Origin of the sequence: Streptomyces sp. OR43, assembly GCF_008042275.1 — a bacterium.
Taxonomy (GTDB): Bacteria; Actinomycetota; Actinomycetes; order Streptomycetales; family Streptomycetaceae; genus Streptomyces.
In genome coordinates this window covers 1-24,220 of record NZ_RDBK01000035.1, presented here as the reverse complement: position 1 = coordinate 24,220, position 24,220 = coordinate 1, and the positions used below count along the sequence as shown (strand labels likewise).

The following is a 24,220-nucleotide window of genomic DNA, read 5'->3' as shown; positions in this document are numbered from 1 at the left end:
GTCCCCGCCCAAGCGAAGGAACCCCAGCCATGAGCAAGCCGAACCGGAAGATCGTCCGCCTCCAGCAGATGCGGGCTCAGCGCGCCGCCGTCGCGAAGACCCAGTTCGTCGACGTCGTCTTCGAGAACGAGCAGGGCTACGAGGAGACGTGCACGTTCCCCGTGCAGGACAACTGGCCGCTGGAGGTCATCGAGGAAGTCGAGGAGAAGGGCGGCAACGCCAACATCAACGTCCTCCGCGAGATCGCGACCCCACCCGAGGCGTTCGACCGCCTCATCAAGGTCGCCCACCTCACCGTCGGCGAACTCAAGGACATCCTCGAAGAGATGGACGGGGAGGCGGGCACCGACCAGGGGGAAGGCTCCGGCTCCTCCAGCTCCTCCGCGAGCACCCCGGAGCCCTCCGTGCCGACATCCAGCGCTACTACCCAGGTCGCCGCCTAGACGAGTTCTGGGCCATGTCCTGGGGTGAGGGCTCCATGAACTGGGCCGAACTCCGCGACCTGGTCGAAGCCCTCCCCGAGGACTCGGCCACCCGGGCAGCGTCCGGAGGGGACGTGGACGGGCGGCGCTGGACCCAGGACACCTACATCCACGCCGCCCAGTACAACGCACTCATCCTCATGATCCGCGTCCTGTGGGCCGCCCACCTCAAGGGCGAACCACCCGACATGTCATCCATCGACCCCCCGCAGTTGGAGGCCGACGAACGGCAGGCCGAACAGGAAGCGGCAGCAGCCCGGTACAACGAGGCACTCCTCGACCAGTACTCGCCCGGCAGAACCGACGACCAAGACGCCGTCGACTACTGGGCCAGCCAAATCCGCGAACTCGAAACGCAGTAGGGGAGGGCAGCATGGCCGAGCCGACGTTGGTCGGATCCACCCGGGTCTCACTCATCCCCGACACGTCGTCCTTCGGTGACCGGCTCCGGGTCGAGCTGCCCGCCGCGATCCGGCAGCCGGCGAAGCTCGCCGGCCGGGTCGCGGGCGATGAGATCCTCGACGGCATCCAGCGGAAGCTGGCCTCGGCCACCCCAACCGTCCGCGTGGGCGTCGACCTCAAGACAGCGCTGGCTACCGCGCAACTCGACAAGCTGACGCGAGCCCGCACCATCCAGGTCACAGCCCGGCTGGACGACAAGGCGGCCACCACGGCTCTGGGCAGGTTGACCCGGGACCGCACGGTCAAGGTCACCGCCTCCCTCGACGACACGGCAGCCCGGACAGCGTTGGGGAAGCTGACCGACCAACGCACCGTAAAGATCACTGCGAGTCTCGATGAAGCCGCAGCGAAAGCGGCACTGGGAAAGCTGACCGCCGACCGCACGGTGAAGGTAACAGCCCAGGTCGACGACACCGCGGCCAAGGCGAAGCTGGCAGGGTTCGGGCAGACCACGGTCGACATCGTCGCGAAAATCCAGGACGCCGCATACAAGCGCGTCGAGAAAGCCCTCGACCGGTTGACCCGGGACCGCACAGTACTGATCCGGGCGACCGCCGACACCCGGGTCGCAGCGAACGAGATCCAGAACCTGATCAGGAATCGCCGCGTTCGTATCGGGGCCGACGTCGACACCCGGGTCGCGGCAAACGACCTGGCGAACCTCATCCGCCGCCGCACCGTCCGGGTCACCGCCCGCGCCGACACGGCAGGCGCCAACACGGCCCTGACGTACCTGACCCGGGACCGCACGGTCAATGTCCGTACTCGGGTCCTTGGGGTCGGTTCTCTCACCAGCGCCCTCACCGGGCTCGGTGGGGCAGCGGATGGCGGGGGCGGCCTCGGCCAGCTCCCGAAGAAGATCCTGCTGATCGGTGGGGCGATCCTCACGTCCCTGCCGACGATCGCATCGTTCGGCTCCGCCCTTGCGCAACTGGGTCCGCTCGCGGCCCTGGCCGCCCCGGCTGTCCTCACGCTGGGCACCGCGTTCGCTGCGATCAAGGTGGGCATGTCCGGGGTCGGGGACGCCATCAAGGCTGCGTTCGCCGACACGTCCGGTGAGGCCAAGGCCGCGGCAACCGCGACACGGCAGGTCGAGTCGGCGCAGCGGAGCTTCGCGAACGCCCAGCGCGGTGTGACGGACGCCGAACGCAGCCTCGCCCAGGCGCAGCGCGAGGCCCGGCAGGTCCAGGGCGAACTGTCCGCCGCGCGCAGGCAGGCGATCCGCGACCTGGAGGACATGAACCAGCGCCTCCACCAGGGCGCGTTGGATCAGAAGCAGGCCGCGTTGGATGTGGAGCAGGCCGAACTGGACCTGCAGAACGTGCGCAGTGACCCGGCCGCCACCCAGCTCCAAATTCAGCAGGCCGACCTTGCCCTGGAGCGTGCGAGGGCTTCGGCGGAGGAGCAGTCGCGGCAGCAGAAGCGGTTGCAGGTCGACACCGCCGCCGCGAACAAAGCCGGCGTGGCCGGGTCGGACGCGGTCGTGCAGGCGCAGGAGCGGATCCGGGCAGCGAACGAACAGGTCGCCCAGCAGGAACGCGCCCTCGCTGACGCGCACCGGGCCGTCGCCGACGCTGCCCGCGCCGTGGCCGACGCCCAGGCAGACGCGGCAGCCCAGACGTCGAAGCTCGACACGGCCCTTGCCAAGCTCAGCCCGAACGCCCGCAACTTCGTCGGCGCCCTGAAGTCTTTGGCCCCGGCCTGGACGGCGCTGAAACTCGACGTACAGGACCGGCTGTTCGCAGGGCTGGGAGCCCGACTGAAGCAGGTGGGCGGCCAGGCGCTGCCCGTGCTGCGGCAAGGGCTGTCAGGCGCGGCCGGGGCCCTGAACACCATGGCGAAGAACGCGTTGACGGCCGTGTCGAACCTGGCGAAGACGGGCCAGTTGAAGGGGGCGTTCAGCGTCGTCCGTGACGGCTTGAACAACCTGAACCGGATCCCCGGCCAGATCGTCACCGGACTCGGCCAGCTCACCATTGCGGCCGGCCCGGCATGGAAGCGCATCACCGCTGGTGCGGGGTCAGCCATGGACAAGGTGATGGACAAGCTCGCCAAGGGCTTGAAGAGCGGCAAGCTCGAAGAGGCCATCAACACCGCCCTCGACGTGGCGGTGGCGTTCGGGAAGGTGCTGGCCGACGTCTTCGGGATCCTGAAGAACGTCATGGGTGCCGCGTCCGAGGCCGGCGGCGACTTCTTCGCTGTGGTCGGCTCCGCACTGAAGGAGCTGCGCCGGGTCACCGCCCTCCCGGAAGTTCAGGACGCACTGAAGGCAATCTTCACGGCGTTGAACGCGGTCGCGAAGCTCCTGGCCGGCGCCCTCGGCGCCGCCCTGCTGGCCGTCATGCCGGTCCTCGCGGCCCTGGCCCCGGTCATCACCCGCATCGCGGGCCTGCTTGGCCCGGCCATCGCTGAGCTGCTCCGCACCCTCGGTGACGCCCTGCTCCCCGTGGCGAAATCCCTGGGCCCTGTCCTCGTCGTTGCCACCAAGGCCGTCATCGCCCTGGTCAAGGCCGTCTCGCCGCTGCTGCCGGTCCTGGGTCAGCTGATCGCGGATCTACTTCCGCTCGTGATCCCGATCTTCGACATGCTCATCGTGGTCTTCAACGGTTTGGCGCCCGTGATCACGCTGATTGCCAACCAGCTCGGCCCGATCCTCACCCCGATCATCGAAGGGCTCGCAGCGGTCATCAAGGAACTGGCCGAGCAGTACGCCGCCCAGTTCATGCTCGTCCTGCAGCAGCTCCTGCCGATCCTCCCGATGCTGATCCCGCCGCTGTTGGAGCTGGCCAAATCCATCGGCGACATCCTGCTAGCCGTCGCCCCGCTGCTCCCGCAGCTGGCCCTGTTGGCAACCCAGTTCCTCCTTCAGCTGCTGCCTGCGCTCATGCCGCTGCTGCCGCCGCTGATCCAGTTCACGACGCTGATGACACAGTTCGCAACCGCCGTCATCATGACGCTCGTCATCCCGGCAATGCAGAGCTTCATCGACACGATGAAGACGCTCCGTGACAACCTCCAGCCCGGTGTTGACGCGGTGAAGTGGCTGACCGAAGCCATCGCCAGGGCTTTCGACTGGCTGTACGACCACCTTCTCGGGCACTCCGTCATCCCGGACATCGTGCGCGGCGCCATCAAATGGTTCACCGACCTGAAGGACCGGGCCCTCCGCATCTTCCAGTGGGTGAAGGACGGGATCCGCGACAAGTGGGACACGCTGTGGGGCAACGTCAAGGACACCGCATCCAACGCCTGGGGCGCTGTGAAGCGGGGCTTCGACACCTTCGCGGACGGACTGACGGGCGCGTTCGAGACCCTGAAGAAGGGCATCGGCCGGGCCTGGGACGGGCTGAAGGGCCTCGTCAAGGCACCGGTGCGCTTCTGGATCGAGACGGTCTACAACAACGGCATCGTCAAGGTGTGGAACAAGACTGCCGCAAAGATCCCTGGCGTGGGCGACCTCGACAAGATGTCCCTCCCGAAGGGATTCGCCCGCGGCGGTGTCCTGCCTGGGTACAGCACCTACAGGCAGGGCGACGACCAACTCGTCCCGATGCGCCGCGGCGAAGGCGTCTACGTCTCCGAAGCCATGCGCGACCCTTACGAGAGGGCACGCCTCCACGCGGTCAACCAGGCCGCCATGCAGGGCCGCTCGCTGCGCCAGTTCCGGGGCTTCGCGGAGGGCGGCATCCTCGGCGGGATCACCGACGCCGTCAGCAGCGTCCTCAACAAGGGCGCCGACGTCGCCCGAGGCGGCCTCGCCGACTTGGCAGCATCCGCGTTCAAGCCGATCAAGTCCGGCATCCGCAAGGTGCTGGGCAGCAACAAGAACACCTACCCCGGCATGATCGGCCAGGCCCCGATCGGGTTCATCGACAAGGCCATCGACTACATCCGCGGGAAGGACCTCCCCCCGGAGGGCACCGGGCAGTGGATGAAGCCCGTCAACGTGCCATATGGCACCCCGTTCGGTAAGGCCGGGCTGCTGTGGTCGTCCGGCCGGCACACCGGCCTCGACTTCCCGGCGAAGACCGGCACCGCCGTGCATGCGGTCGACAACGGCGAGGTGGCCTCTGTCACCTCGGGCGGCCCCTACGGGAAGCACGTCACGATCTCGCACGGCGGTGGCCTGTCGTCCCTGTACGCGCACATGTCGGCGATGGTCGCGAAGGCCGGGCAGGGCATCAAGCGCGGCGCCCGCGTGGGTTCCGTTGGTGCGACCGGGAACGTCACCGGCCCGCACCTCCACCTCGAAGCCCGCATCGACGGCCGGGCCGTTGACCCGATGCGCTACCTCGAAGGCGGCACGGGCGTCGAACCCGGCACCGGGGTGGAGCGGTTCCGCGGTGTGGTGACGCAGGCGCTGGGGCAGGTCGGCCAGTCCCTTGCCCTCGTCAACACCACCCTGCGCCGCATGAACCAGGAGTCCGGCGGCAACCCCCGCGCCGTCAACCGCAACGACATCAACTGGATCAACGGCACGCCCTCCGTCGGCCTGATGCAGGTCATCGAGCCCACGTTCAACGCCTACGCCGGGAAGTACAAGAAGACCGGGCCCAAGCTCTACGGCGTCTCGGTCGACCCGATGGCGAACATCTACGCGTCCATGCGCTACGCCCTCTCCCGGTACGGATCCCTGTCTGCGGCGTACAACCGGATCGGCGGCTACGCGCACGGCGGCATCATCGGCGGCGGTGTTCACATCAACACGGGGCTGTCCCGCATGGGCGGGTACGCAACCGGCGGTGTGATCCGCATCGGCGGGAAGACCGTCGACACCGGCCCGCTCCGGGCCGCGGTCGGCGGCGACTTCCTCAAGCAGCTGACCGGCACGGCGACGTCGATCAATGCCGCGATGACGAAGGTTGCCACCGCGCTGAAGAACGCGTTCAAGGGCGTCAAGACCACCCTCGACGACAAGCTCCTCAAGGCCGTGACCACGCAGAACAAGGCGTTGCAGAAGCTCGCCRCCGACCGCGACAAGATCCGGGCGAAGATCGCCGAAGCGACGACGTTCGCCGCCGACACAGCAAAGAGCGGGACCAGCTTCGCCGCCCTCACCAGCCTCCCCAACTCCGGGCTCCCGTTCGGTGCCAGCGGTGTACTGGCCGGGCTCAAGGTGCGCCTCGGCCAGCTCAAGACGTTCTCCGCGAACCTGGCCGCCCTCGCCAAGCGCGGCCTGTCCAAGGACCTCATCGGTCAGATCATCGCCGCGGGCCCCGAGCAGGGCGCACCGTATGCCGCCGCCCTCGTCGCAGCCACCAATCAGCAACTGAAGGACATCAACGCCACCCAGGTCCAGATCGGCAAGGCAAGCACGGCGTATGGGCAGTCGGCCGCGGACGCCATGTACGACGCCGGCGCCATGTCGGGGAAGGGCTACCTCGCGGGCCTGAAGGCTCAGGAGACGGCGATCGTGAAGGCGATGATCGCCCTGGCGAAGAAGGTCCAGAAGGCCATCAAGGTTGAGCTGAAGATCAGCAGCCCGTCGAAGGTCCTCGACGCCCTCGGCCGGTTCACGGGCATGGGGTTCGTGCGTGGCATCCGCAACACGATCCCGCAGGCCGCCGAAGCCGCTGCGTCGATGGCCCGTGTGGTCCGCTCCACCACCGCGGCCACCATGGCCCGCACCGAAACCCGCACGGTCAACAACACCAGCGGGGACCGGGTCCTCCAGTACAACGCCCTCGTCCGCGAAACCGCCTCCAGGCGCAGCATCCTCGATGCCCTGTCCGCTGAGGAAATGCTCCACCGACCCGTGATGAGCGGAGCCTGACATGCCCATCCTTGTCGCACCCGTCACCACCCCCGGCGAGCAGCAGCCGCCGTGGGAGTGGCCCCAGCGCCTCATCGAAATGCCGACGGTGTCGTTCACCGACCCTGCCGGCCGCGTCACGACGCTCACCGACTGGGAACGAGGCTGGGTAGTGCAGCCCGGCGCCAAGGGCCTCGACATGCCCGGGTATGCGATGGCGCAGGACGAGTCGCCCGGCATCGACGGGTACGAGGTGCGGCAGGTCCGCGCCCAGGGAAAAACGATCACCATTCCGATCGCGTTCTGGGCGAACGACAGCCGCGCCGCCTACCTGGCCCGCCGCCGCACCCTCATCCGCTCCCTCAATCCGAAACGCGGCCAGGGCACCCTCACCCTCACCCAGCCCGACGGGGCGTACCGGACCATCGGCGTCCTCTACAGCGACGGCCTGGAGGGCGACGAGTCCCTCGACGCGGCCGGGGCCCGCTGGTGCGTTGCCGCCCTTGTGTTCGCCGCACCGTCCCCGTACTGGCTGGGTCAGGAGGTCACAACCGGGTGGGCTGCTGCTCTCGGCGGGGACTTCTTCCCGTTCCTGCCCCTCACGGTCGGCGACTCCCAGGTCCTCGGCTCGGTGACCGTCGACAACGACGGGGACGACGACGCCTACCCCGTCTGGACCATCACTGGCCCCGCCACCTCGGTCACCCTGACCAACGTCACGACCGGCCGGACCCTCGTCCTGACTCGCACCATCACCGGCGCCGACGAGATCGTCATCGACACCCGGGAGCGGCGCCAGACCGCCCTCCTGAACGGGGTCACCAACCTGTGGCCCAACCTCAGCGACGCCTCCACGTTGTGGCCGCTGGAGTCCGACATCAACGAGCTGTCGCTGACCGTCGCCGGATCCACATCCGCCACCCGGGTCCGCATGACGTACCAGCCCCGCTACTTGGCCGCCTGAGAGGAGGACCCCCATGAACGACACCGCACTCCGCGTCTACGTGCGCAACCCCGCCCTGCAACGCATCGGGCAGATCGACGACTACACCAGCCTGCTGTGCGTCCCCCGGTACAACGCGATCGGGGCGTTCACCCTGGAGCTCTCCGCCGACTCCACCAAGGCAGGCCTGTGCGTCGAGGGCAACGGCCTGATCATTCGCACCGGGACCGGGGACCTCGTCGACTCGGGGCCGATCCGCACCGTCGACTGGGCCCGTTCCGAATCCGACGCCGGGTCCGGGAAGCTAACCGTCACCGGGGTCAGCGACACAGCGCTCCTCGCCCAGTACACGTGCTGGCCGAACCCGGCCGCCGCGATCGGAGCACAAGCCGACACCGTGTACAAGATCAGTGAGGTGAAGGCGGAGACCGCGATGAGGGCCCTCGTGAACCTGAACGCCGGCCCGGGCGCCCTCGCGTCACGCAAGAACGCACTTCTGACCCTGGCCGCGGACGGGACCCGCGGCCCCACCATCACCCGGCAGATCAACCAATTCGACAGCCTCCTCACCGTCCTCACCGACATTGCCGACGCGGCAGGCCTCGGCATCCGCGTCGTTCAAGTCGGCGCCGGACTCCAATTCCAGGTGTACGCACCCGTCGACCGGTCCGGCACCGCCCGATTCAGCTTCGGGCTCGGCAACCTCACCGACGCGAACTACACGACGACGCCACCCACCTGCACCCGGGCTCTCGTCGTCGCCGGCGGGCAGTCCACACCGCGGGTCTGCAAGACCTACGACCGCACCGACCCCCTGTTCCCCGCCCTGGTCATCGAGCAGTTCGTCGACCTCACGTCCGTCGACACCGCCTCCGTGGACCTGACCGCACAGATGGACCAGGCCGCCGAGGAAGCCCTCACGTCCGGGGCCGGGAAGGGCTCCCTGTCGATCTCTCCGATCGACCTCCCGCTGCTCCGGTACGGGCGCGACTACTCGGTCGGCGACACCGTGGCCGCGCAGGTCCGCAACACGTGGACGACGGACGTGGTCCGCGAGGTCACCCTCAGCTGCACCGCCTCGGAAGGCACCACCGTCAAAGCCGCTGTCGGATCCGACAGCGGGGACAGCGCGGTCGCCCGCATCTACCAGTACATCGCCCAGGTCAAAAGGGACGTTGGGCGCCTGAAGACTAGGAAGGCCGCCTGACATGGCTGAGTTCAGTGCGCCGTTCGACGGCAGCCCCATCGCCACGCAGTCCCAGTGGTCCCGCATGGCCCGCCGCTGGGGCATCGACGGAGTTCACGCCGACGATCCCGTGTCCGCCGCCCTCAAGGTGACCGGGAACGGCTCCGGGAACGTCAGCCTCGCTGTCGGTGAGGCGTTCGTGAACGGGTTCTACTACAAAAACGACGCAGCCCGGAACGTGGCCGTCACCGCGAACGCCGGCTCGTCAGCACGCATCGACATGGTCGTTCTCCGTGCCAGCATGAGCACGAAAAAGGTCACCGCTGAGTACGTGACCGGCGGCACCAGCGCTCCGACCCTCGCCACGGACGAAGCCGGCGTGTACGAAGTCCCCCTCGCCCAGTGCACCGTCGCCGCCGGGTCCTCCGTCGTCACCGCCGCCAACGTCGCCGACCGGCGCTGGTTCACCGGGCGAGGTTCCGTCCCCAGCGTTCCCGGTGCCCGCCGGCCCAGCGTCCGCGGTCAACTCCTCGTCGAAGGCAGCAGTCTGTACGTCGGCGACGGTGCCGGATGGCAGTGGCTGGCCTCCCCTGGTGTGCAAGACGCCACGTACACCCCGGTGTGGTCGGCTGGATCCACCACCATCAACTGGGGCTCCAACTCGCAGAACATCGGCCGCTACCAGGCCGTCGGCCGCCGCGTCGACCTGACCATTCAGCTCATCCCGACCGGGAACCCGCCCGCCTACACCGACCCGATCGAGGTCAGCCTGCCCCCGGGCCTGCCGTGCACCTCTGTCCACCGGTCGATGTTCACCTGGCACTTCAACAGCTCCAACGGCAACGGCGGCATGCAAGGCCTCGCCATCACATACCCGTCCACGTCCACGCTCCGGATCGCCCGCATGCGCTACTCCGTGACCACCACCACCGGGGGCGGCGACCCCTTCCCCGACATCAGAGACGTCCTGACGAACCTGCCCATCAACATGCGCGCCGGAGACATCCTCACCCTCGACGGCTCCTACTGGCTCGCCTGATCGTCACCCATAAACCAACACCATTTGGAGGCAAGCCGTGAGGCACCTTTTTGGGGGTTCCACCAGCGACTACGCCATGGAAAGGGTCGGGAACCAACTCCTGATCCGCCCCGGCGCGGCAGGCACTGTCTGGGACTCGGTCACGGGCGGAACACAGCTCACCGACCTGACCGATCTGACCGGCAGCCCCGTATCGACGATCACCGCAGACGGTGACGGCGCCGTCGCCTTCTACGGCCCCGACGGCGCCACGTCGCTGTACATCGACTTCGGGTACGGGCACCGGTACGCCCTCACCGCCGTCGACATCGGGTCCCTCCTCGCCGACAAGCTCGACAAGGCCGGCGGGACTGTCACCGGGGCCCTCTCTGTGACCGGCGTGCTTGCCGCACCGGGTGGTCTCACCGGCCCGGCCGGGGCCACCTACCTGACGAAGACGGCGGCGGACGGCTACTACTCGCCGACCGGTGCCATGCTCGGCTCGTCGAACCTGTCCGATGTGGGCTCGATGCGTATGGCCCGCGAAAATTTGAAGGTCGGACGCAGCGACATCGGCGTTTACGCCCCGGCTGGCTGGGGTGGGTTCTGGCGGGCGAAGCGGGACGCCGCCGCAGCCGGCACAGCCTTGGCCCGGGTTGTGACCGTGGGCGGGTCGGCGACGCAGGGCTTCTACGCGTCGAACCCGATCACGAAGAGCTGGCCCGGCGTGATGCGGACCGCCCTGCAGACGGCTTACGGGGATGGTGGTGGCGGGTTCATGACGTCGTCCCTCAGCTCGACGATCCTTGCGTCCGGGGACGCGCCCGCCCTGGCCGCGTGGACGACTGCGGGTGCGATCGTCGGCCAGACCGGGACGTGGGCGCAGGGGGGATCGAAGTACGGGCCGGGCATCTGCTACCTGTACTCCGACACGACCGGTGGCACGATGACGTTCAAGGCCCGCGGCACCACGGTGAAGATCTACACGGTGGTCGGCAGTGGGACACGCCCCTCGATGACGTACAAGATCGACGCGGCGTCGGCGGTCACCGTCGCGCAGCCGTCCGGCACGGCCGCCATCCAGGTCACCACCATCACCGGCCTGTCGAACACCACGCACACCGTTGTGCTGACTGTCGGAACGACGACGACGGGGAACTACCTGTCCGTGTGCGGTGTGTCCGGCGAGAACGCGAGCGGCGTCGTCGTACACAATCTGGCCCTGGCCGGGGCACGCTCCGACTCCTACGGCCTCAACGCCACGACAGCCCTGAACGCGACGTGGAACGGAGGTGTCGACTACCCGTGCGACCTGGCGATCTACACTGCCGGGCCCAACGATGCCGCGGCGAACACGACCGGTGACGCATGGGCCGCCAACGTCGCCAAATGGATCAAGGCGGTGCGGGACACCGGGACGGCGACCGGCGACACCGACATCATCATCGCCACCCCCCACCTCGGCACCCACGACGTCACGAACTTCAAATACCAGGACTACGCAGAGAGGGCCCGAGCCCTCGCCGACGTCTACGGCTGCGCAGTCGTCAACTGGTGGGCGATGGGCCGGAACTCCTGGCAGTACTGGAACTCGCTGGGCTACTGGGGCACCTCAGCCGGCACCGGGGCGGCCGGAACGGACGGCGTCCACATGTCCGACGCCGGGTTCACGTTCATGGCGAACGCCCTGCTGCCCCTCCTGACGAGCTGATGGCGATCATCGTGGGCAGTGAAGTAGTCGGGCCGGGCACCATCGCCGGTGCACTGCCCGCCTTCGAAGGGCTGCGCGCCGAGGTGACCGCCCCGGCCGGCACGGATGCGGGTCCAGCGCCTGGCGGCGGACCCGTAGTTGCTTGGGTTTTGCTGCACGACCCAGGCTCCCCGGGTGAGGCCCGTCTGGACCCTGTGTTCCTGTCCGCCGGCCGGGCGTGGACACCGGACCAGTACCGGGCCGCCTACGGACAGCAGTTCACAGTGCGCGTCGTGCGGGCCGGGTAGGCCATGCGGCTGGCCGGAGGGTGAGCCGCCCGGTGCGGCCGCGGTCCCACTAGTAGTCCTTGCCGAAGAGGCGCACGATCCGCAGGTGCTCGTCGGTCACTGGGGCCTCCCTGACTTGCTTTGCCCGCTGTACCAGGGCAGGGCAAGGCCGTCGTTGGCCGCGCGGGGCACTAGGTGCAGGTGAAGATGCATCACAGATTGCGTGGCTTCCCGGCCTCGGCTGGTGATGACGTTCATGGCCTGGTCCGTAGCCTGCATGAGTTCGGCGGCGCGCCGCATCGTGGCTGCGGCCACGGCGGGGTCGGTCGCGAAGTCGCGAACGTGCGTCTTCGGGATGATCAGGGTATGTCCGTCGACCACTGGGTTGAGCGGGACGATCGCGATGGTGTCGGACCACTCATGCACGAACGTGGCGGGCGCGCGCCCGGTGTTGATCTCGCAGAACGGGCACTCGGTCATGGCGTCTCCGGGGTGTCGTACTGGGTCAGCGTGAACGTCAGGGCGCCCTCGGAGCGCACGACGTCGGCCACTGTGCCCATGGCAACGAAACTGCCGGTGCCCGGCTCGACGCAGGCCACGAGGCGGCCCACGAGCGGGTCAGCCTGCGCCTGCTCTTGGAGTTCCGCGTCGGCGACGGCCATGACAGCGTTCACCATGGTTGCGGACGGGTAGCCCACGATCGTGTTCACGGCCTCCGCGTACCGGGCGTAGCGTTCGGCGCTGCTACTCATGATCCCTCCGAGGGTTGGGCGGGAAGGTGGCTTGCGAGGTGTTCGCTGTACATCGCGAGACCTTGACCGACCTGACGGCCCCATCCTTCGGGGTCGGCGGGCCTGCCTGCCGCGTCCCATTCCTCACCGAGGTCTTGCAGGGTGGCCCAGTAGGCGCGGCACGACTCGCACTGGCTGCTGATGGCCACACGCTCCCAGGCCACGGTCAGTCGGACTCTGGGGTGACGAGATCTGCCATGACCTGCTCCCAGCTGTCGAAGTGCAGTCCCCGGTCGTCGATGTAGACGGTCGCGGGGAGCTTGCGGTTGGTGACGAGGACACGGCCTCGGTCGTTCCAGAACTCGTGGGGGCGGGCGCCCTCCATCTCCCAGGTGGACGTGATGCCGAGCCGGTTCGTGATCCACAGTGCGACGGCCTGCGGGTCGCGGCTGGTGTGGATGAACACGGCGTCCCGGCGCATCAGCTCGTGGAGCCCGTCTATGGCGCCGGGCATCGGCTCGTCGTAGATCGTGCCGTCCTGCCAGCCACGGCTGTACGCGTGGATCACTCCGTCGAAGTCGACTGCGATCGTCATGTGGTCTCCAGGTTGTTGAGGGCGCGCAAGGTGGCGCACTGGTCGTGGCTGATGGGCGGGCTGTCGCAGCTGTCGTGGCCGTCGTAGGCCGAGCACTCCGCGCAGATCGTCCGGCCCCGGTACTCGACCGGGCGGTGTAGGTCGCGGACTCGGTGAACGGCTGCCGTGGCGGATGCGGCAAGCTCCGCGAGGTCGAGTTCGTCGAGGTCCGCCAGCATCTGGTGGGCGCCGGCGCTCAGGTCATCCCAGCGACTCACGGGCGTTCCCTCACGTCATCGTCGATGCCGAGTGATCCTCGGAGTCGGTGCAGTCGATCCTGAGGCCAGCAGGTGAAGCGGCCTCGCCGTACAGCGTCTGTCACCAGTGGGTCGGCCGACTTGTACGCCCGCAGGAGCAGCCGCAGCCATTCCACGTCCGTCCACTCCACGTCGCGGTGGTAGCAGCGAGGTCCTGAGCTGCGCGTGTCTGCCGGTGGGCATCCGATTTCGACGGGGCCGCCGGAGACCTCTTCGATGACCAGGTCGCACCCGGGGTGAAGCTCCCGCCCCGCCTTGATCGCTTCGGCTGCGTCTCCTAGCGTGCGGCGCTCGGTACTCATGATCGCCGGATCGTGGGACACGCACAGGACGTAGTAGGTGCTGCTCACGCCGCACCCCTGACGCCCGCCGCGAGAACGGCCTTCGTCAGCTCCAGGGCCTGCTGCTCCGTGAACCCGGCGTCCATGTAGGACCGGTACAGCTCGTGCACCTGGGCGGCGGCAGCAGCAAGCGCGGTCATCGGATCGGACGGCTCAGGCATCCGGGGCCTCCTCAGCAACCGGGCCCTGGATGCAGGTCTCGGGGCAGGCGTGCGGGCGTTCCGGCGAAGCCGTGGACCACATGCGGCAGCCGTTACAGAACCCCCAGCCCTCAGCGGTGATCTCGAAGTAGCTGTACGGGGTTCCGTCGGGGTGCACCCCCGCCCCCGCCGCCACCGAGGAGCCGACGCGATGACCGAGCTCCGCATCCCCCTCGACGACCTCACCAGCGACCAACTCGACCAGCTGTACGCGCGCGCCGAACGGGCCGAGGCCGAGGTGCGGGACCTGCGCGAGGAAATCCGCACAGCCAACATCGCCCGCACCGACGCCGAGCGTGCCCGCGATCGGCACCGCTGGTACGCCGAAGACGCAGGCAGGCAGTGCGGCCTCCAACGCACACGCGCCGAGCAGGCCGAGGCCGCCAACGACCGCGTGCGGGTGTGGGCTGACGGCCCGTGCCCGACCCGCCCCAAGGGCTTCGAAATCACCGGCGACCGGGCGTTCGGCTACGTCCAGGCCATGGACGAGATTGCGCAACTCCTGGCCGGACACGGACCGATCGCCGCCCTCGACCAGGCGCAGCAGCCCACCACCCCAGAGACACCCACCCAGGGCGACGCCTCGATGCACTGGACATGCGCGCACTGCGCCGAGCCGATCATCGGCACCGACTGGACATGGAAGGACGGTCAGGACCCCGCCGTGTCCGTCTGGGACAAGCCGCGGTTCCACGTCGACCGGGCCGAGTGCCAAACCGCAGTCCGAGGAGAACCGCATGCCCAGCTTCACGAGCCGCACCATCACCAGCACCCGCCGCGAATGGATCGTGCCGGCCGCCGAACCGTGGGGTGCCACCGGCGCCGAGATCGGCAAGGCCTGGTCCGCGGCCGAGGCCGCCTACCGGGAGCACTACAACCTCCCCGCCGACCGCGCCCTGTCCGACGACGCCCTGCGCTTCCATGTCACCGACGACACGATCGTCATCGCGTTCACCACCGAGGAGCCGGCCCGATGATCGACCGCCACAACCCGGACCAGCCGCTGCTGCTCATCGACGTCGACGGGCCGCTCAACCCCTACGCCGCGAAGCCGCACCGTCGGCCCGAGGGGTACACCACCCACCGGATGCGCCCGACCGGATGGGAGCAGCCGTACCAGAAGCCGCTGCGTGTCTGGCTCAACCACGGCCACGGGGCCCAGCTCGCCGTCCTTCCGTACACCCTCGTCTGGGCCACCACGTGGACGCACGAGGCGAACGAGTGGATCGGCCCCCACCTCGGGTTGCCCGAACTCCCCGTCATCACCTGGCCCGAGCGCCCCGCGGCCGGCCCGTACTGGAAGTCCGAGCCCCGCGTCTTCTGGAAGACCGCCACGATCGTCGAGTACGCGGCTGGCCGCCCCTTCGCGTGGATCGACGACGACATCACCGACCTCGACCGCGAGTACGTGGCCGCCCACCATGACGGGCCCGCCCTGCTCCACCACATCGACCCCCGCGTCGGCCTGCTTCCCGCGGACTTCGAAGCCCTGGGCGCCTGGGCTGCGGCGCTGGGTACCACCGAGGAGGCGGCCCGATGACCGCCGCGACGCCGCGCCCGATGCGCCTGGCCGCCACCCCGCGAACCGCTGACATCCTCCGCCGCTGCTACCGCGGGGAACCACCCGCCGACGTCCTGGAGCGGGCGCTGCGGATGCTGGCCACGGCTGACGGGCATCTCACCCCCGACGGCAGAATCCGCACCGCGAGAGAGGCCGCCCGGTGAACGACTGCGACCCGCTGTGGCTGCCCGACGAACTGGCCGCCACCGTGCCCCGCATGCGGCGGATACCCGTCGACTACAGCCGGCCCGCCACCCGCGGACCCACCCGCCATGACATACCGCGGAGGCGGCGCCGGCGACGGGTTCGGACCGTGCCCACCGGGAGATACCTATGACCGGCCTCTCCACCCGGCAGCGGGAAATCCTGTGGCACCGCGCCCAAGGCCTCACCGGCCCCCAAATCGCCCGCCACATGTCCCTGGCCGTAGCCACCATCAGCTACCACGAACGCATCATCTGCCACACCCTCCGCGCCACCAACATCACCCACGCCGTGCACCTCGGCCACCTCGCGCACCTCATCGGCGCCCGCCCCGACTGCGGCGACCGGGCCGCCTACCTCCGCCACCTCCGCCGCCACGAACCCACCTGCCCAGCCTGCAAAGCCGCCAACGCCGAACACGGCATCGCCCAACGCGCCGGCCAACTGAAAGAGGCAATATGACCACCCCGCCTGGCTCGACCCGCGAGCAGCTCCCCGACGACGTCCTCGCCCTCCTCGCACCCCGCCACTACCTGTCGACCGCGTGCGAAACCGCCCGGCTGCTCGACGGGGCGATCATCCGCAACCCGGAACGGGGTGACCTTCCCGGGCTGCGGGACCGCATGCACCAGCGTTGCCGGCTCAACCACAAATTCACTGGAGTGCTGTGCGGATGCCCGTGCCACCGCGCACCGCAGACCACCTAAACGAGTCACCGGTGCGAGTGATCAGCCGGAGTGGCACAGGGCAATCAGCCCAGAGACAGGCTACTCAGGCAGGCATGGCAGGCGACACAGACCGCATCGAATTCAGGTACCACCTCAAGCAGGCAATGAAGGAACGCTTCGGACCACGGCGCGACTGGCCCTTGGACCTTCGCGCCGCCACCGCCCAGCTAGAGCAGATCTGGCGCTTCACTGGAGACGACTTCCACACCTTCGTGGACTCCGTCAAAGGCTCACTAGAACAACAGCCCTACCATCGAGGTCTCCCCATGGACCCGCTCATGCGAGCCCTCGCCCGGGAATGCGGAACAGACGAGTACCCCTCTGAGATCGCCGTGGCGTGGAGCATCATGCTCGGCCTGAGCGTCCTGCTAGGGGGCCGACTTGTGGAAGTGGAGCACGCCCTCGTCGCTGCCCGAGACGCATGGCGGGCAGACGCAGAGACCCCGCAACTCGCCATGGCCGACTGAACGACAGCGGCCCCCACCAACCAGGTAGGGGCCGCGTCGTCGTGTCTGCCTACGGCCAGAAGAGCTTGACCTCTTCTGGTGCCTGCCGTGCCGCGGGAACCGATGGCTCAACCACCGTGTACCCCAACGCGCGCAGCACCCGGGCCGCCGAATCCGGGGCATCCCTTACCGCAGCCTTCAGCTGCATCAGCCGCCAGGTCCGCAGATGCTCATTGATCACAGCCTTCCAGCCGTCGGCAGTGTCGATCGCGAACTCCCGCACCAGGAACAGGAGCACATCCTCCAAAGCCGGCCGCATCCGGTGACCGCCGACCGGCAAGTGCATCTCGGCTAGCCGCGGCAAGCGGTCACGCTTCAAGCCCTGCTTCGGGCGGCCCTTGTCTGCCAGGCGCAAGAGGTACGCCATCTCGTCTCGATGTGCGTGCACATGCAGGTGCGCACCAGGGGGGTCGTTGTTGCTCCGCACGTACTCGAACCGCACCAACGGATCGGGCACGCCAGCGTAGAAAACGTGCACGTCGGCAAGGTCTGTTGCCATGAACGTGCTGGATCCGTCCCAGCAGCAGAAGTACCGAACGCCCAGACTCAGACGCTCCTCGCCACTGATACGGATCGGGATGCGTTGGACAACCTCACTGCTATCTATCGGTGAGACCTGGACCTTGGGACCTCGGTTGATCGCATGAAAACGCGGGATGTCCTCACCGAGAACACCCCGCGTTAGAGCAGTCAGTTGGTCAGCAAAACCTGCAGCCAACTCATCAAGGGCCTTGGCCTCTTCAGCTGTCACCTTCGAGAAGGTAGTCCAGACCCTCGATCGTGTGCCACACGTCCAGCTCATCCATGCTGAGGCTGTACATGGCCGCGCGCTCGGCGAGCTCTTCGTAGCTCATGTTCACGCTGGCCAACAGCTGCTCGCGCTGGACCTCAAGCTCGCTGCGGGTCCTATGGATCACAGTCGGCATAACTCGCTCCCCAGAATCGATGGCCTCAGTGAAGCAGGGGCCACTGACAACGATGGCGTCGACCCAGGGGAAAGTCACCCTCACGGGTCCCATCTTTGGGCTACCCGTTACCAGGCGTCCGAATGCAGGGCTGGCCTCACTCCGACGGAAGCCGGCCCGCAACGTCGGCCGCCAGCTCCCGCGCCTCCCGACCCTCCGAGCTGTCGTCCGCCAGGGCCATCAGCAGACGGACCGCGTCCCGGGCCTCGGGCAACGTCAGCAGCGGCAAGCGTGGATTGGTGGGGTACGTGCCGGTCGGTGGGGAGGAGTCCATGCCTGGACAACGCGGAAGGCGCGGGCGGGCAACGGGTCTTTCGCACGGCTGGGCGGTCCGAACGATTACTGGTACTTCGAATCGGCGGACGGGGTGCCGTGGGTCCGGCATCCGCTTGTAAAGGACAGCTGCCCCCGAAACCCGCAGGGCCGGCTGGCGTCCTGCCATGTCGGGACTTGAGTCTCAGGGGGCAGTGAAAACGAGCGACCAGCGATCGCCGAACTTTCCTGCCCGCAACTCCGGGACGAAGCCGGCCTGCCGACGCCCGACCGACTTGGTCTTGCGCAGGGTGCGCCCCGGGTAATCCACCCCAGTCAGATCCCCCTCGGGGGTGTACCACTCGTGAGACTCGCCAGGACGAACGATGCTTCCGAACGAGGCCGTCCACAACTCGCGCCTCTCAGGATCAATCACCTGGACGCCCTGCCCATAGCGGTTCGACACCCACAGCATCTCGTCCGGAACGCGCACCTCGTGGTCAGGCGCGGCAGCCATGAGCGCCGCAGCGCGGTGCGACGTGAACAACCACACGGTCGCGTCGTAACCGATGCGGCGGTCTCGCGCAATGCGGTCCTTCATCGTGTCGACCTGAATGGCCGAGTCCTGAATCTCAACGGCGAAGTACATCAGCGCACCGTTGGGGCCACGTGTCTTGAGGCCCACATCAACGCGTCGACCGTAGCGTGGATGCGCGACCTCCGCCTGCGCCCCCCATCCCGGCCGCGTCAACTGGTCAACGAGTATCTGCTTCGCCATCAAGTGCCGCCAGCTCTCCGATTCGGAGGCCAGACAGTCCGAGTCGGGAGCGTGGGCGAAGTGAGCGGCGATCTTCTGCCCACGCTTAAGAATCACAGGCGCCGCACACATTGGGCAGCGGTAGGCGTCCTGTTGCAGATGCCGTGCAGCTTCCACCGGCATGCCATCCGCACTGTGCGCAATCCACATGGGTCGCCCTCCTAGGCGTCGAAGAGGTGCGGGACGACCCACACCGCGGGTGTCGATGTTGTCCGGGTCCGCGTGATCGCGCTACGAGTTCGAGCGTTTTCGGTCCCTTGGGACGCGGACCCCGCCCGCCGATCTGGAAACGGCCGGGCAGCAGACGCCACCCGGCCGCAAGGAACCACAAAGACAGGTCACCCTGCCGCGCGCACCATCGCCCGCATGCGCTCCGCCGCAGCCACCAGGCCGTCGGCGAGCCCGCCGGCTTCCTCCAAGGCCACGAACACCGTGAAGCCGCTCCCGTCCTCGACCAGCAGATGCGGACGGCGCAGCTCGGGACGTGAACTCCCCGGTTCCGCACTCAACCGGACATGGCCAAGCAGCTGCACCTCGCCACCCATGTCCGGCACCAGGAGATCCACCATCTCCCCGCCGTGATCCAAATCCACAAGGAACTTCTGATTCGCCGCCACGTGGTCCTCGACGCACCAGGCAGGGCATTCGACCCAGATCTGCACGCCGTCCACCAGGGCCGGACGGAGTCGCGGGGCCGGCGGCTGCGTGGGGACCGGAGCCGAGACGACCGGGGAGGCGGCGGGCAGAGACGAGACCGAGGTGGACTCGGGCGCTACGATGCTCATGAGTACTCCTTTGATCGGGATAGGACTCGCGACCAGACGGGTGGTGCCGCTGGTCACAGGCCGGGCGGATGATGACCGCCCGGCCTTTTGACGTCCCCAGGCAGAACTCACCCAGGGCCCTGCTGCGCCGGCTGGTGAGGTCGACGTGAGATGAGGCTAGAACGTGTCAGCAAGATCCGTAGGACGCGGAGATCTGAAACCGGACTGGATCGCATATCAACTTTGATGATCCAACAGGGTGAAACCGCAGGTCAGCGCACTTGTGAGTGCGCTAAGGTGGTGGGCCGCCGGGCATGATCGGCAACGCGTCACCAGGCGAAACGGAAACCGACGGTGGGCTCGGGGTGCCGAGAAGTGCCTGGAGCCTCCGAGAAGGTACCGCTGAAGACGCTTGCTCACATGTGGCCGAAAGGTGACCGTGGAACTGCGGTCGGCCCTTTCGTGCCCGCAACTCCGTCAGCGACCGAGGGTGGTGTGCCGCACAGGTTGGGCGGCGGCCTGGCGTACCTCGAACGTGCTGATCACCCGCTGAAGCCGACCTTCCTTGGCGAGGTCGTACATCGCGTCCCAGGTGGTGGAGCGCGAGTAGCCGCACGCCTGGCTGACGTCAAGCGGCCAGACTCGGGCTCCCGGTGCATAGGCGCCGGCGTCGAGGGCCGCCAGGAGGTACTGGCGAACGGCGGCACGCTCGACACTGTCGTCGTATGACAGTCGGGGGAGGTTCCATCCCAACCCTGTGTGGCCCATTCCGTTGTAGGGCGGGCGTTCCGACAGGTGCGCCGCGTTCTCCGCTCGCCTGGCTTCCGGGTAGTTATCGAACCAGGTCAGGTCTACGTACTCCACGCAGTGCCACCAGTTCTTGTCATGGGCGTGCGCCTTGAAGCGCTTCGCAGGGTTCCTGCTGATGCCGATGTACAGCAGGTCGTGCTCGTGGTCGTACAGGCGGTAGAGCGCGGTGCGCTCGGCAGGTTCGGGCATGTGGACCCTTCCTCTTACGCGGAGCCGAGTCTCGTTAGACGTGCAGGCTGTGCGTACAGTGGTGAAGCGGGCATAGCGGCATGGCCCCATGGTGAAGTTGAGCTCGCCGTGGTGCAGGTCAGCGGCGTGAGCGCTTGTGGAACTACTGGACTACGGTCCGCTACCTAGACGTGTAAGTCAAGCGGGTCGCGGAAAGACGCAAGGAGGAGACTTGGCCGGGAGTAAGCCGGGCTACAAAGAGATCGCCGATGAGCTGCGCATGCAGATCGAACGCGGGAAGTATCAGCCCGGCGAACAGATTCCGAGCCAGTCGGCCCTGATGGCCGAGTTCAAGGCCGGGCGGGAGACTGTCACCAAGGCGCTTCAGCTGCTGCAGGACCTGGGGCTGACAGTCAGCGCCCAGGGGCGGCCAGCGACGGTTCGGGAGTTCAAACCGATTCGGCGGCCAGCTGTCGCCCGACTCTCCAAGTCGGTCTGGGGTGGCGGTGCGTCCATGTGGTCTGTGGATGTCCAGGACGCCAAGCCGGTCGTCGCCGGCCTGGAAGTTCGGGCGGTGGAGGCAGCCCCTCGCGTTGCTGAGGCGCTCGGGATCCGGCGAGGCGAGTCCGTGATCCTGCGGAGTCGGCACTACGTCCTCCGCGGCAAGCCGGTGCTGATGTCCGACTCGTTCCTTCCGGCCGATCTGGCGGCGGGGACGCCGATTGCCCAGGACGACACGGGTCAGGGCGGGGTTTACGCCCGCCTGGAGGAGCTCGGGCACGGCCCGGTTCGGTTTAAGGAGGAGGTTCGTGCACGCATGCCTTATCGGGCGGAGGCCGCCCTGCTTCAGCTGCAACCGGGGACCCCGGTCGTGTGCATTGTCCGTTCCGCCTTCGACGCCGAAGGCAGGGTCGTCGAGGTCAATGACATGGTCCTCGATGGCGGGAGCTACATCCTGGATTACGTGATCGACGCCTAAAGCTGCCCGTACCTTGTCGCCCCCGCCTCTCGGCGGGGGCCTTTTTGCGTTCTGGGTGACCTGCAACTCGTGGCGCTTGACTTAGACGTGTAGGTGGGCGCACTCTTGGAACACGCCGACCTACACGTCTAAGTGGGCCGGGATGAATCGTGCCCATCTACCCGGGAGCAGCTATGCGCCACGAGATCCAGAGGGCCGCGGAGAACGTGGCCGTCGCCCCCACCGAATTCCTCAACGCCGCCGAGGTCGCCATACGCCTCCGCGTCTCCCGCTCCACCGTCTACAACCTCATCGCCTCCGGCCGGCTCACCGCGCACTGCAACGGCGGCGGCAAGATCCGCCCCCGTGGCCTGCGTGTCCCCGAGGCAGCCGTCAACGCCTACCTGGCCAGCTCGATCATCACCCCGAGCGAGGTGGCGGCATGACCCCCTCGATCGCCCCCGCGTCGGCCCCGCAGTCCCCGAACGATGTGGCCGCCCACGACGAGGCCTCTTACGTCCGCCGCCCGGCGATCGTCCCGGTGCAGGACTCCCCGAAGCCCCCCACGGAGCTGGTTGCCCGCCGCCGCTTCATTCAGCAGCGGGAGTGGTGACGGTGTTCCGTTCCGCAGACCTTTCGGACGCTGACAAGGCCACGAAGCAGGCCATGTACCGCGCCAACCAGGCGGCTGAGCAGGCCGAGGCCGCCCGTATCCAGCGTGAGTCCGCCGAGCAGGCGCAGACCCGCTAACCCACAGTCTGCCGCGGTTGCGGGGTGACCTCCCCCGTACCCCCGTGACCGCGGCTCTCCACCCCTTCGCTTCACCCACCTCTTCTCACAGATAGGCACCCCCATGTCTCCGTACCTGATGTCCACGTCCTCGCTGGCCGCCCTGTCCGACGCCGACGGTGCGACCGTCTCCGACCTGGCCGCGTACCGCCGGTCGACGATCACGGTCGCCCAGGCCGAGCAGGCCGCGGCGGTCGCCGACCCGGACCGGCTCGGCCGGAACCTCCTCACCGAGTACCGGGCCGCCTGGTCGACGGGCGACCACGACCAGATGACCGCGGTCATGCTCGCCGCGATCGACCTCGACCACGCCACCCCCGACGCGCCCCGCCTCATGGACGAGATCCGCGGCATCCGCTACCAGGCCGCCGCCTGATGGCCGGGCCGCACTCGATGCGCGTCGAGCTCATCAGCTTCGGCTTCGCCCACAACGAGAGGGAGGAGGGGAGCAGCCGGCCGCCGGTCGCCGACATTGTGATCGATCTGCGGCAGCACCTGCGAAACGGCACCGGGTCCGACGTGCTGGTCGCCGCGACCGCCGGAACGATCACCGCGTTCGCCGGGGGCTCGCACCGACCCGTGACCGCCGCCATCGGCTGCGAGGACGGGCAGGCCGCGTCGCCCGCGTTCGTTGCCGCCCTCGCCGATCTGCTCGGCACCAACGTCCTCACCGTCCACCACCGCGACGCCGTCGCCGCCGCCGCTGCCATCAGCAGCTACTAGCCCCCGAAAGGGCCACCCATGGGATTCCTCGACCGCCTCATTGGCCCGCCCAGCACCGGATCCGCCGGATCGATCGGCACCACCGGCCAGGCCACGCCGAACAACACCCCGGCCCCCAAGTTGGAGCGGGCCATCAAGGCCGAACACCGTGGCCGCCGCGAGGCCGCCCGCGCCCACTACAGGACGACCGGTGACAGCGGCCCCATGTGGCAGGCCAAGGCCGACGAGAACGAAGCGATCCGCGCCAGCCGCCGCGGTCGCCGCCGTTAACCACAGCTCTGACCCGGCCCGCCCTGTCGTCCCCAGCCCGCCGGCTGGTGGCGGCAGAGAGGCCCGGACCAACCGGACCCTCAACCAGAAGGATTCCTCCATGAGCTTGTTCCGCAAGTCGCCCGAGCAGAAGCAGGCCGTCGCCGACATGAAGGCCGCCGATAAGGCCCTCAACGACAACACCGACCGGGAGAAGCGGGCCGGGATTCGCGACGAAACCCCGGAGTACCTGCGGCTCAACACCGCCGCGAACCAGGCCGCCGCGAAGGTTTCGCGGTGGCGCGGCGGGACCCGCTAACCCTTGAGAGGAGTCGCACCGTGCACCCGTATCTGATCACCGCGAAGCCGGGCCGGTTCCGCCGGACGCTGACCGCGGTCCGTGTGTGGACGGTGCGGATCCTCGCCCTGGCAGTCATGACCGTGCTGGGCGCAGCCGTTCTCACCGTTCGCTGCGCCCGCCCGATCGTCAACTACGTCGCCACCCGGGCCATCTACCTGGAGCTGTGGGCGGCGCAACGCATCGGCCGACCCCCAGTCAGCGGATTCGTTGGGGCCGGGATCACCGACGAGTTCGTTGCCGAGTTCCACCGCGCCCGCCGATCCGCGACCACCAACGCCTAATCCGGAAGGAATCGCACCGTCATGACGACCAGTCCGCCCCAGGTGAACGGTTACCCCCGACCCCTGCCCGTGATCACGGACTGGCAGGCGTTCCTTGGGAC

Annotated in this window: 34 protein-coding genes; 22 read left to right on the top strand and 12 right to left on the bottom strand. The window is 68.2% G+C overall.

Going from position 1 to position 24,220, the window contains the following annotated elements; genetic code table 11:
* Positions 1 to 29 precede the first annotated feature (29 nt).
* The 7 genes from EAO72_RS16875 (at position 30) to EAO72_RS16845 (ending at position 11,554) form a co-directional block, all read left to right on the top strand.
* Entirely contained in the window at positions 30 to 443 is a 414-nt protein-coding gene (locus EAO72_RS16875) for a hypothetical protein (RefSeq protein WP_148018164.1), read from the top strand.
* Positions 444 to 457: 14 nt separating this feature from the next.
* Positions 458 to 844, top strand: a complete 387-nt coding sequence (locus EAO72_RS16870) for a hypothetical protein (RefSeq protein WP_148018163.1) — start codon at positions 458 to 460, stop codon at positions 842 to 844.
* A gap of 11 nt (positions 845 to 855) precedes the next feature.
* Complete coding sequence (locus EAO72_RS16865; protein WP_148018162.1) at positions 856 to 6,717, top strand: peptidoglycan DD-metalloendopeptidase family protein; 5,862 nt, start codon at positions 856 to 858, stop codon at positions 6,715 to 6,717.
* 1 nt (position 6,718) lies between these two features.
* Positions 6,719 to 7,660 (top strand): phage tail family protein, encoded by a 942-nt coding sequence (locus EAO72_RS16860; RefSeq protein WP_261991521.1) that lies wholly within the window; start codon positions 6,719 to 6,721, stop codon positions 7,658 to 7,660.
* A gap of 13 nt (positions 7,661 to 7,673) precedes the next feature.
* The gene (locus tag EAO72_RS16855; protein WP_148018161.1) at positions 7,674 to 8,846 is read left to right on the top strand and encodes a siphovirus ReqiPepy6 Gp37-like family protein; all 1,173 of its coding nucleotides are present in this window, start codon (positions 7,674 to 7,676) and stop codon (positions 8,844 to 8,846) included.
* A 1-nt stretch (position 8,847) separates the two neighbouring features.
* Positions 8,848 to 9,864, top strand: a complete 1,017-nt coding sequence (locus EAO72_RS16850; protein WP_148018160.1) for a hypothetical protein — start codon at positions 8,848 to 8,850, stop codon at positions 9,862 to 9,864.
* 76 nt (positions 9,865 to 9,940) lie between these two features.
* Positions 9,941 to 11,554 carry an SGNH/GDSL hydrolase family protein gene (locus EAO72_RS16845; RefSeq protein ID WP_148018159.1) on the top strand — a complete coding sequence of 538 codons (1,614 nt, stop codon included), beginning with the start codon at positions 9,941 to 9,943 and terminating at the stop codon, positions 11,552 to 11,554.
* Positions 11,555 to 11,937: 383 nt separating this feature from the next.
* On the opposite strand, the gene EAO72_RS16835 is transcribed toward EAO72_RS16845, so the two are convergent.
* The 6 genes from EAO72_RS16835 to EAO72_RS16815 form a co-directional block, all read right to left on the bottom strand.
* Positions 11,938 to 12,300: an HIT family protein gene (locus tag EAO72_RS16835; protein ID WP_148018157.1), complete on the bottom strand. Its 363-nt coding sequence runs from the start codon at positions 12,298 to 12,300 to the stop codon at positions 11,938 to 11,940.
* Positions 12,297 to 12,572, bottom strand: coding sequence for a hypothetical protein (locus tag EAO72_RS16830; RefSeq protein WP_148018156.1), 276 nt, complete (start codon positions 12,570 to 12,572; stop codon positions 12,297 to 12,299). Before EAO72_RS16830 ends, EAO72_RS16835 begins: the two co-directional genes overlap by 4 nt.
* A gap of 205 nt (positions 12,573 to 12,777) precedes the next feature.
* Positions 12,778 to 13,146 (bottom strand): hypothetical protein, encoded by a 369-nt coding sequence (locus EAO72_RS16825; protein WP_148018155.1) that lies wholly within the window; start codon positions 13,144 to 13,146, stop codon positions 12,778 to 12,780.
* Positions 13,143 to 13,403, bottom strand: coding sequence for a hypothetical protein (locus EAO72_RS16820; RefSeq protein WP_148018154.1), 261 nt, complete (start codon positions 13,401 to 13,403; stop codon positions 13,143 to 13,145). Before EAO72_RS16820 ends, EAO72_RS16825 begins: the two co-directional genes overlap by 4 nt.
* 385 nt (positions 13,404 to 13,788) lie before the next feature.
* Complete coding sequence (locus tag EAO72_RS42015) at positions 13,789 to 13,944, bottom strand: hypothetical protein (protein WP_187285092.1); 156 nt, start codon at positions 13,942 to 13,944, stop codon at positions 13,789 to 13,791.
* On the bottom strand, positions 13,937 to 14,497 hold the full coding sequence (locus EAO72_RS16815) for a hypothetical protein (protein ID WP_148018153.1): 561 nt from the start codon (positions 14,495 to 14,497) through the stop codon (positions 13,937 to 13,939). The genes EAO72_RS42015 and EAO72_RS16815 overlap by 8 nt, the downstream gene beginning before the upstream one ends.
* 223 nt (positions 14,498 to 14,720) lie before the next feature.
* Between EAO72_RS16815 and EAO72_RS16810 the strand changes: the two genes are divergently transcribed.
* The 6 genes from EAO72_RS16810 (at position 14,721) to EAO72_RS16785 (ending at position 16,943) form a co-directional block, all read left to right on the top strand.
* Positions 14,721 to 14,960, top strand: coding sequence for a hypothetical protein (locus EAO72_RS16810; protein ID WP_148018152.1), 240 nt, complete (start codon positions 14,721 to 14,723; stop codon positions 14,958 to 14,960).
* Positions 14,957 to 15,523 (top strand): hypothetical protein, encoded by a 567-nt coding sequence (locus tag EAO72_RS16805; RefSeq protein ID WP_148018151.1) that lies wholly within the window; start codon positions 14,957 to 14,959, stop codon positions 15,521 to 15,523. Before EAO72_RS16810 ends, EAO72_RS16805 begins: the two co-directional genes overlap by 4 nt.
* Entirely contained in the window at positions 15,520 to 15,708 is a 189-nt protein-coding gene (locus EAO72_RS16800) for a hypothetical protein (protein ID WP_148018150.1), read from the top strand. The genes EAO72_RS16805 and EAO72_RS16800 overlap by 4 nt, the downstream gene beginning before the upstream one ends.
* 169 nt (positions 15,709 to 15,877) lie before the next feature.
* Positions 15,878 to 16,210: a LuxR C-terminal-related transcriptional regulator gene (locus tag EAO72_RS16795; protein ID WP_148018149.1), complete on the top strand. Its 333-nt coding sequence runs from the start codon at positions 15,878 to 15,880 to the stop codon at positions 16,208 to 16,210.
* Positions 16,207 to 16,455 carry a hypothetical protein gene (locus EAO72_RS16790; RefSeq protein WP_148018148.1) on the top strand — a complete coding sequence of 83 codons (249 nt, stop codon included), beginning with the start codon at positions 16,207 to 16,209 and terminating at the stop codon, positions 16,453 to 16,455. Before EAO72_RS16795 ends, EAO72_RS16790 begins: the two co-directional genes overlap by 4 nt.
* Positions 16,456 to 16,529: 74 nt before the next feature.
* Positions 16,530 to 16,943, top strand: coding sequence for a hypothetical protein (locus EAO72_RS16785; protein WP_148018147.1), 414 nt, complete (start codon positions 16,530 to 16,532; stop codon positions 16,941 to 16,943).
* A gap of 49 nt (positions 16,944 to 16,992) precedes the next feature.
* Here the strand turns inward: EAO72_RS16785 and EAO72_RS16780 are convergent, their stop codons facing one another.
* From EAO72_RS16780 to EAO72_RS16760, 6 genes are all read right to left on the bottom strand, one after another.
* Complete coding sequence (locus EAO72_RS16780; protein ID WP_148018146.1) at positions 16,993 to 17,733, bottom strand: hypothetical protein; 741 nt, start codon at positions 17,731 to 17,733, stop codon at positions 16,993 to 16,995.
* Entirely contained in the window at positions 17,723 to 17,908 is a 186-nt protein-coding gene (locus tag EAO72_RS16775) for a hypothetical protein (RefSeq protein ID WP_148018145.1), read from the bottom strand. The genes EAO72_RS16780 and EAO72_RS16775 overlap by 11 nt, the downstream gene beginning before the upstream one ends.
* Positions 17,909 to 18,044: 136 nt before the next feature.
* Complete coding sequence (locus EAO72_RS42010; protein WP_187285091.1) at positions 18,045 to 18,221, bottom strand: hypothetical protein; 177 nt, start codon at positions 18,219 to 18,221, stop codon at positions 18,045 to 18,047.
* 183 nt (positions 18,222 to 18,404) lie between these two features.
* Complete coding sequence (locus EAO72_RS16770) at positions 18,405 to 19,166, bottom strand: competence protein CoiA (RefSeq protein WP_148018144.1); 762 nt, start codon at positions 19,164 to 19,166, stop codon at positions 18,405 to 18,407.
* A 188-nt stretch (positions 19,167 to 19,354) separates the two neighbouring features.
* A complete protein-coding gene (locus tag EAO72_RS16765) occupies positions 19,355 to 19,801 on the bottom strand; it encodes a DUF6907 domain-containing protein (RefSeq protein WP_148018143.1) in 447 nt (148 codons plus the stop codon).
* A gap of 456 nt (positions 19,802 to 20,257) precedes the next feature.
* On the bottom strand, positions 20,258 to 20,779 hold the full coding sequence (locus tag EAO72_RS16760; protein WP_187285090.1) for a GIY-YIG nuclease family protein: 522 nt from the start codon (positions 20,777 to 20,779) through the stop codon (positions 20,258 to 20,260).
* 211 nt (positions 20,780 to 20,990) lie between these two features.
* Here EAO72_RS16760 and EAO72_RS16755 point away from each other — a divergent pair, with 211 nt between their 5' ends.
* The 9 genes from EAO72_RS16755 to EAO72_RS16725 all read left to right on the top strand — a co-directional run bounded on the left by EAO72_RS16755 (position 20,991) and on the right by EAO72_RS16725 (position 24,119).
* Positions 20,991 to 21,737: a GntR family transcriptional regulator gene (locus EAO72_RS16755; protein WP_261991520.1), complete on the top strand. Its 747-nt coding sequence runs from the start codon at positions 20,991 to 20,993 to the stop codon at positions 21,735 to 21,737.
* Between the two features lie 173 nt (positions 21,738 to 21,910).
* Positions 21,911 to 22,162 (top strand): helix-turn-helix transcriptional regulator, encoded by a 252-nt coding sequence (locus EAO72_RS16750; protein ID WP_148018141.1) that lies wholly within the window; start codon positions 21,911 to 21,913, stop codon positions 22,160 to 22,162.
* Positions 22,159 to 22,329 carry a hypothetical protein gene (locus tag EAO72_RS42005; RefSeq protein WP_187285089.1) on the top strand — a complete coding sequence of 57 codons (171 nt, stop codon included), beginning with the start codon at positions 22,159 to 22,161 and terminating at the stop codon, positions 22,327 to 22,329. Before EAO72_RS16750 ends, EAO72_RS42005 begins: the two co-directional genes overlap by 4 nt.
* Before the next feature lie 2 nt (positions 22,330 to 22,331).
* The gene (locus tag EAO72_RS43105; protein WP_261991519.1) at positions 22,332 to 22,466 is read left to right on the top strand and encodes a hypothetical protein; all 135 of its coding nucleotides are present in this window, start codon (positions 22,332 to 22,334) and stop codon (positions 22,464 to 22,466) included.
* A gap of 103 nt (positions 22,467 to 22,569) precedes the next feature.
* Positions 22,570 to 22,881, top strand: a complete 312-nt coding sequence (locus EAO72_RS16745) for a hypothetical protein (RefSeq protein WP_148018140.1) — start codon at positions 22,570 to 22,572, stop codon at positions 22,879 to 22,881.
* Complete coding sequence (locus EAO72_RS16740) at positions 22,881 to 23,228, top strand: hypothetical protein (protein ID WP_148018139.1); 348 nt, start codon at positions 22,881 to 22,883, stop codon at positions 23,226 to 23,228. The genes EAO72_RS16745 and EAO72_RS16740 overlap by 1 nt, the downstream gene beginning before the upstream one ends.
* Before the next feature lie 18 nt (positions 23,229 to 23,246).
* Complete coding sequence (locus EAO72_RS16735; protein ID WP_148018138.1) at positions 23,247 to 23,498, top strand: hypothetical protein; 252 nt, start codon at positions 23,247 to 23,249, stop codon at positions 23,496 to 23,498.
* 100 nt (positions 23,499 to 23,598) lie between these two features.
* Positions 23,599 to 23,796: a hypothetical protein gene (locus tag EAO72_RS16730; protein ID WP_148018137.1), complete on the top strand. Its 198-nt coding sequence runs from the start codon at positions 23,599 to 23,601 to the stop codon at positions 23,794 to 23,796.
* 20 nt (positions 23,797 to 23,816) lie between these two features.
* Entirely contained in the window at positions 23,817 to 24,119 is a 303-nt protein-coding gene (locus EAO72_RS16725; RefSeq protein ID WP_148018136.1) for a hypothetical protein, read from the top strand.
* Positions 24,120 to 24,220: the final 101 nt, after the last annotated feature.

Bases quoted from the DNA above. Each gene is read 5' to 3' on its own strand.
- EAO72_RS16875 (WP_148018164.1), top strand. From the start codon at position 30: ATGAGCAAGCCGAACCGGAAGATCGTCCGCCTCCAGCAGATGCGGGCT.
- EAO72_RS16870 (WP_148018163.1), top strand. From the start codon at position 458: ATGTCCTGGGGTGAGGGCTCCATGAACTGGGCCGAACTCCGCGACCTG.
- EAO72_RS16860 (WP_261991521.1), top strand. From the start codon at position 6,719: ATGCCCATCCTTGTCGCACCCGTCACCACCCCCGGCGAGCAGCAGCCG.
- EAO72_RS16855 (WP_148018161.1), top strand. From the start codon at position 7,674: ATGAACGACACCGCACTCCGCGTCTACGTGCGCAACCCCGCCCTGCAA.
- EAO72_RS16850 (WP_148018160.1), top strand. From the start codon at position 8,848: ATGGCTGAGTTCAGTGCGCCGTTCGACGGCAGCCCCATCGCCACGCAG.
- EAO72_RS16845 (WP_148018159.1), top strand. From the start codon at position 9,941: ATGGAAAGGGTCGGGAACCAACTCCTGATCCGCCCCGGCGCGGCAGGC.
- EAO72_RS16835 (WP_148018157.1), bottom strand. From the start codon at position 12,300: ATGACCGAGTGCCCGTTCTGCGAGATCAACACCGGGCGCGCGCCCGCC.
- EAO72_RS16830 (WP_148018156.1), bottom strand. From the start codon at position 12,572: ATGAGTAGCAGCGCCGAACGCTACGCCCGGTACGCGGAGGCCGTGAAC.
- EAO72_RS16825 (WP_148018155.1), bottom strand. From the start codon at position 13,146: ATGACGATCGCAGTCGACTTCGACGGAGTGATCCACGCGTACAGCCGT.
- EAO72_RS42015 (WP_187285092.1), bottom strand. From the start codon at position 13,944: ATGCCTGAGCCGTCCGATCCGATGACCGCGCTTGCTGCTGCCGCCGCC.
- EAO72_RS16810 (WP_148018152.1), top strand. From the start codon at position 14,721: ATGCCCAGCTTCACGAGCCGCACCATCACCAGCACCCGCCGCGAATGG.
- EAO72_RS16805 (WP_148018151.1), top strand. From the start codon at position 14,957: ATGATCGACCGCCACAACCCGGACCAGCCGCTGCTGCTCATCGACGTC.
- EAO72_RS16800 (WP_148018150.1), top strand. From the start codon at position 15,520: ATGACCGCCGCGACGCCGCGCCCGATGCGCCTGGCCGCCACCCCGCGA.
- EAO72_RS16795 (WP_148018149.1), top strand. From the start codon at position 15,878: ATGACCGGCCTCTCCACCCGGCAGCGGGAAATCCTGTGGCACCGCGCC.
- EAO72_RS16790 (WP_148018148.1), top strand. From the start codon at position 16,207: ATGACCACCCCGCCTGGCTCGACCCGCGAGCAGCTCCCCGACGACGTC.
- EAO72_RS16785 (WP_148018147.1), top strand. From the start codon at position 16,530: ATGGCAGGCGACACAGACCGCATCGAATTCAGGTACCACCTCAAGCAG.
- EAO72_RS16775 (WP_148018145.1), bottom strand. From the start codon at position 17,908: ATGCCGACTGTGATCCATAGGACCCGCAGCGAGCTTGAGGTCCAGCGC.
- EAO72_RS42010 (WP_187285091.1), bottom strand. From the start codon at position 18,221: ATGGACTCCTCCCCACCGACCGGCACGTACCCCACCAATCCACGCTTG.
- EAO72_RS16770 (WP_148018144.1), bottom strand. From the start codon at position 19,166: ATGTGGATTGCGCACAGTGCGGATGGCATGCCGGTGGAAGCTGCACGG.
- EAO72_RS16765 (WP_148018143.1), bottom strand. From the start codon at position 19,801: ATGAGCATCGTAGCGCCCGAGTCCACCTCGGTCTCGTCTCTGCCCGCC.
- EAO72_RS16760 (WP_187285090.1), bottom strand. From the start codon at position 20,779: ATGCCCGAACCTGCCGAGCGCACCGCGCTCTACCGCCTGTACGACCAC.
- EAO72_RS16750 (WP_148018141.1), top strand. From the start codon at position 21,911: ATGCGCCACGAGATCCAGAGGGCCGCGGAGAACGTGGCCGTCGCCCCC.
- EAO72_RS42005 (WP_187285089.1), top strand. From the start codon at position 22,159: ATGACCCCCTCGATCGCCCCCGCGTCGGCCCCGCAGTCCCCGAACGAT.
- EAO72_RS16745 (WP_148018140.1), top strand. From the start codon at position 22,570: ATGTCTCCGTACCTGATGTCCACGTCCTCGCTGGCCGCCCTGTCCGAC.
- EAO72_RS16740 (WP_148018139.1), top strand. From the start codon at position 22,881: ATGGCCGGGCCGCACTCGATGCGCGTCGAGCTCATCAGCTTCGGCTTC.
- EAO72_RS16735 (WP_148018138.1), top strand. From the start codon at position 23,247: ATGGGATTCCTCGACCGCCTCATTGGCCCGCCCAGCACCGGATCCGCC.
- EAO72_RS16730 (WP_148018137.1), top strand. From the start codon at position 23,599: ATGAGCTTGTTCCGCAAGTCGCCCGAGCAGAAGCAGGCCGTCGCCGAC.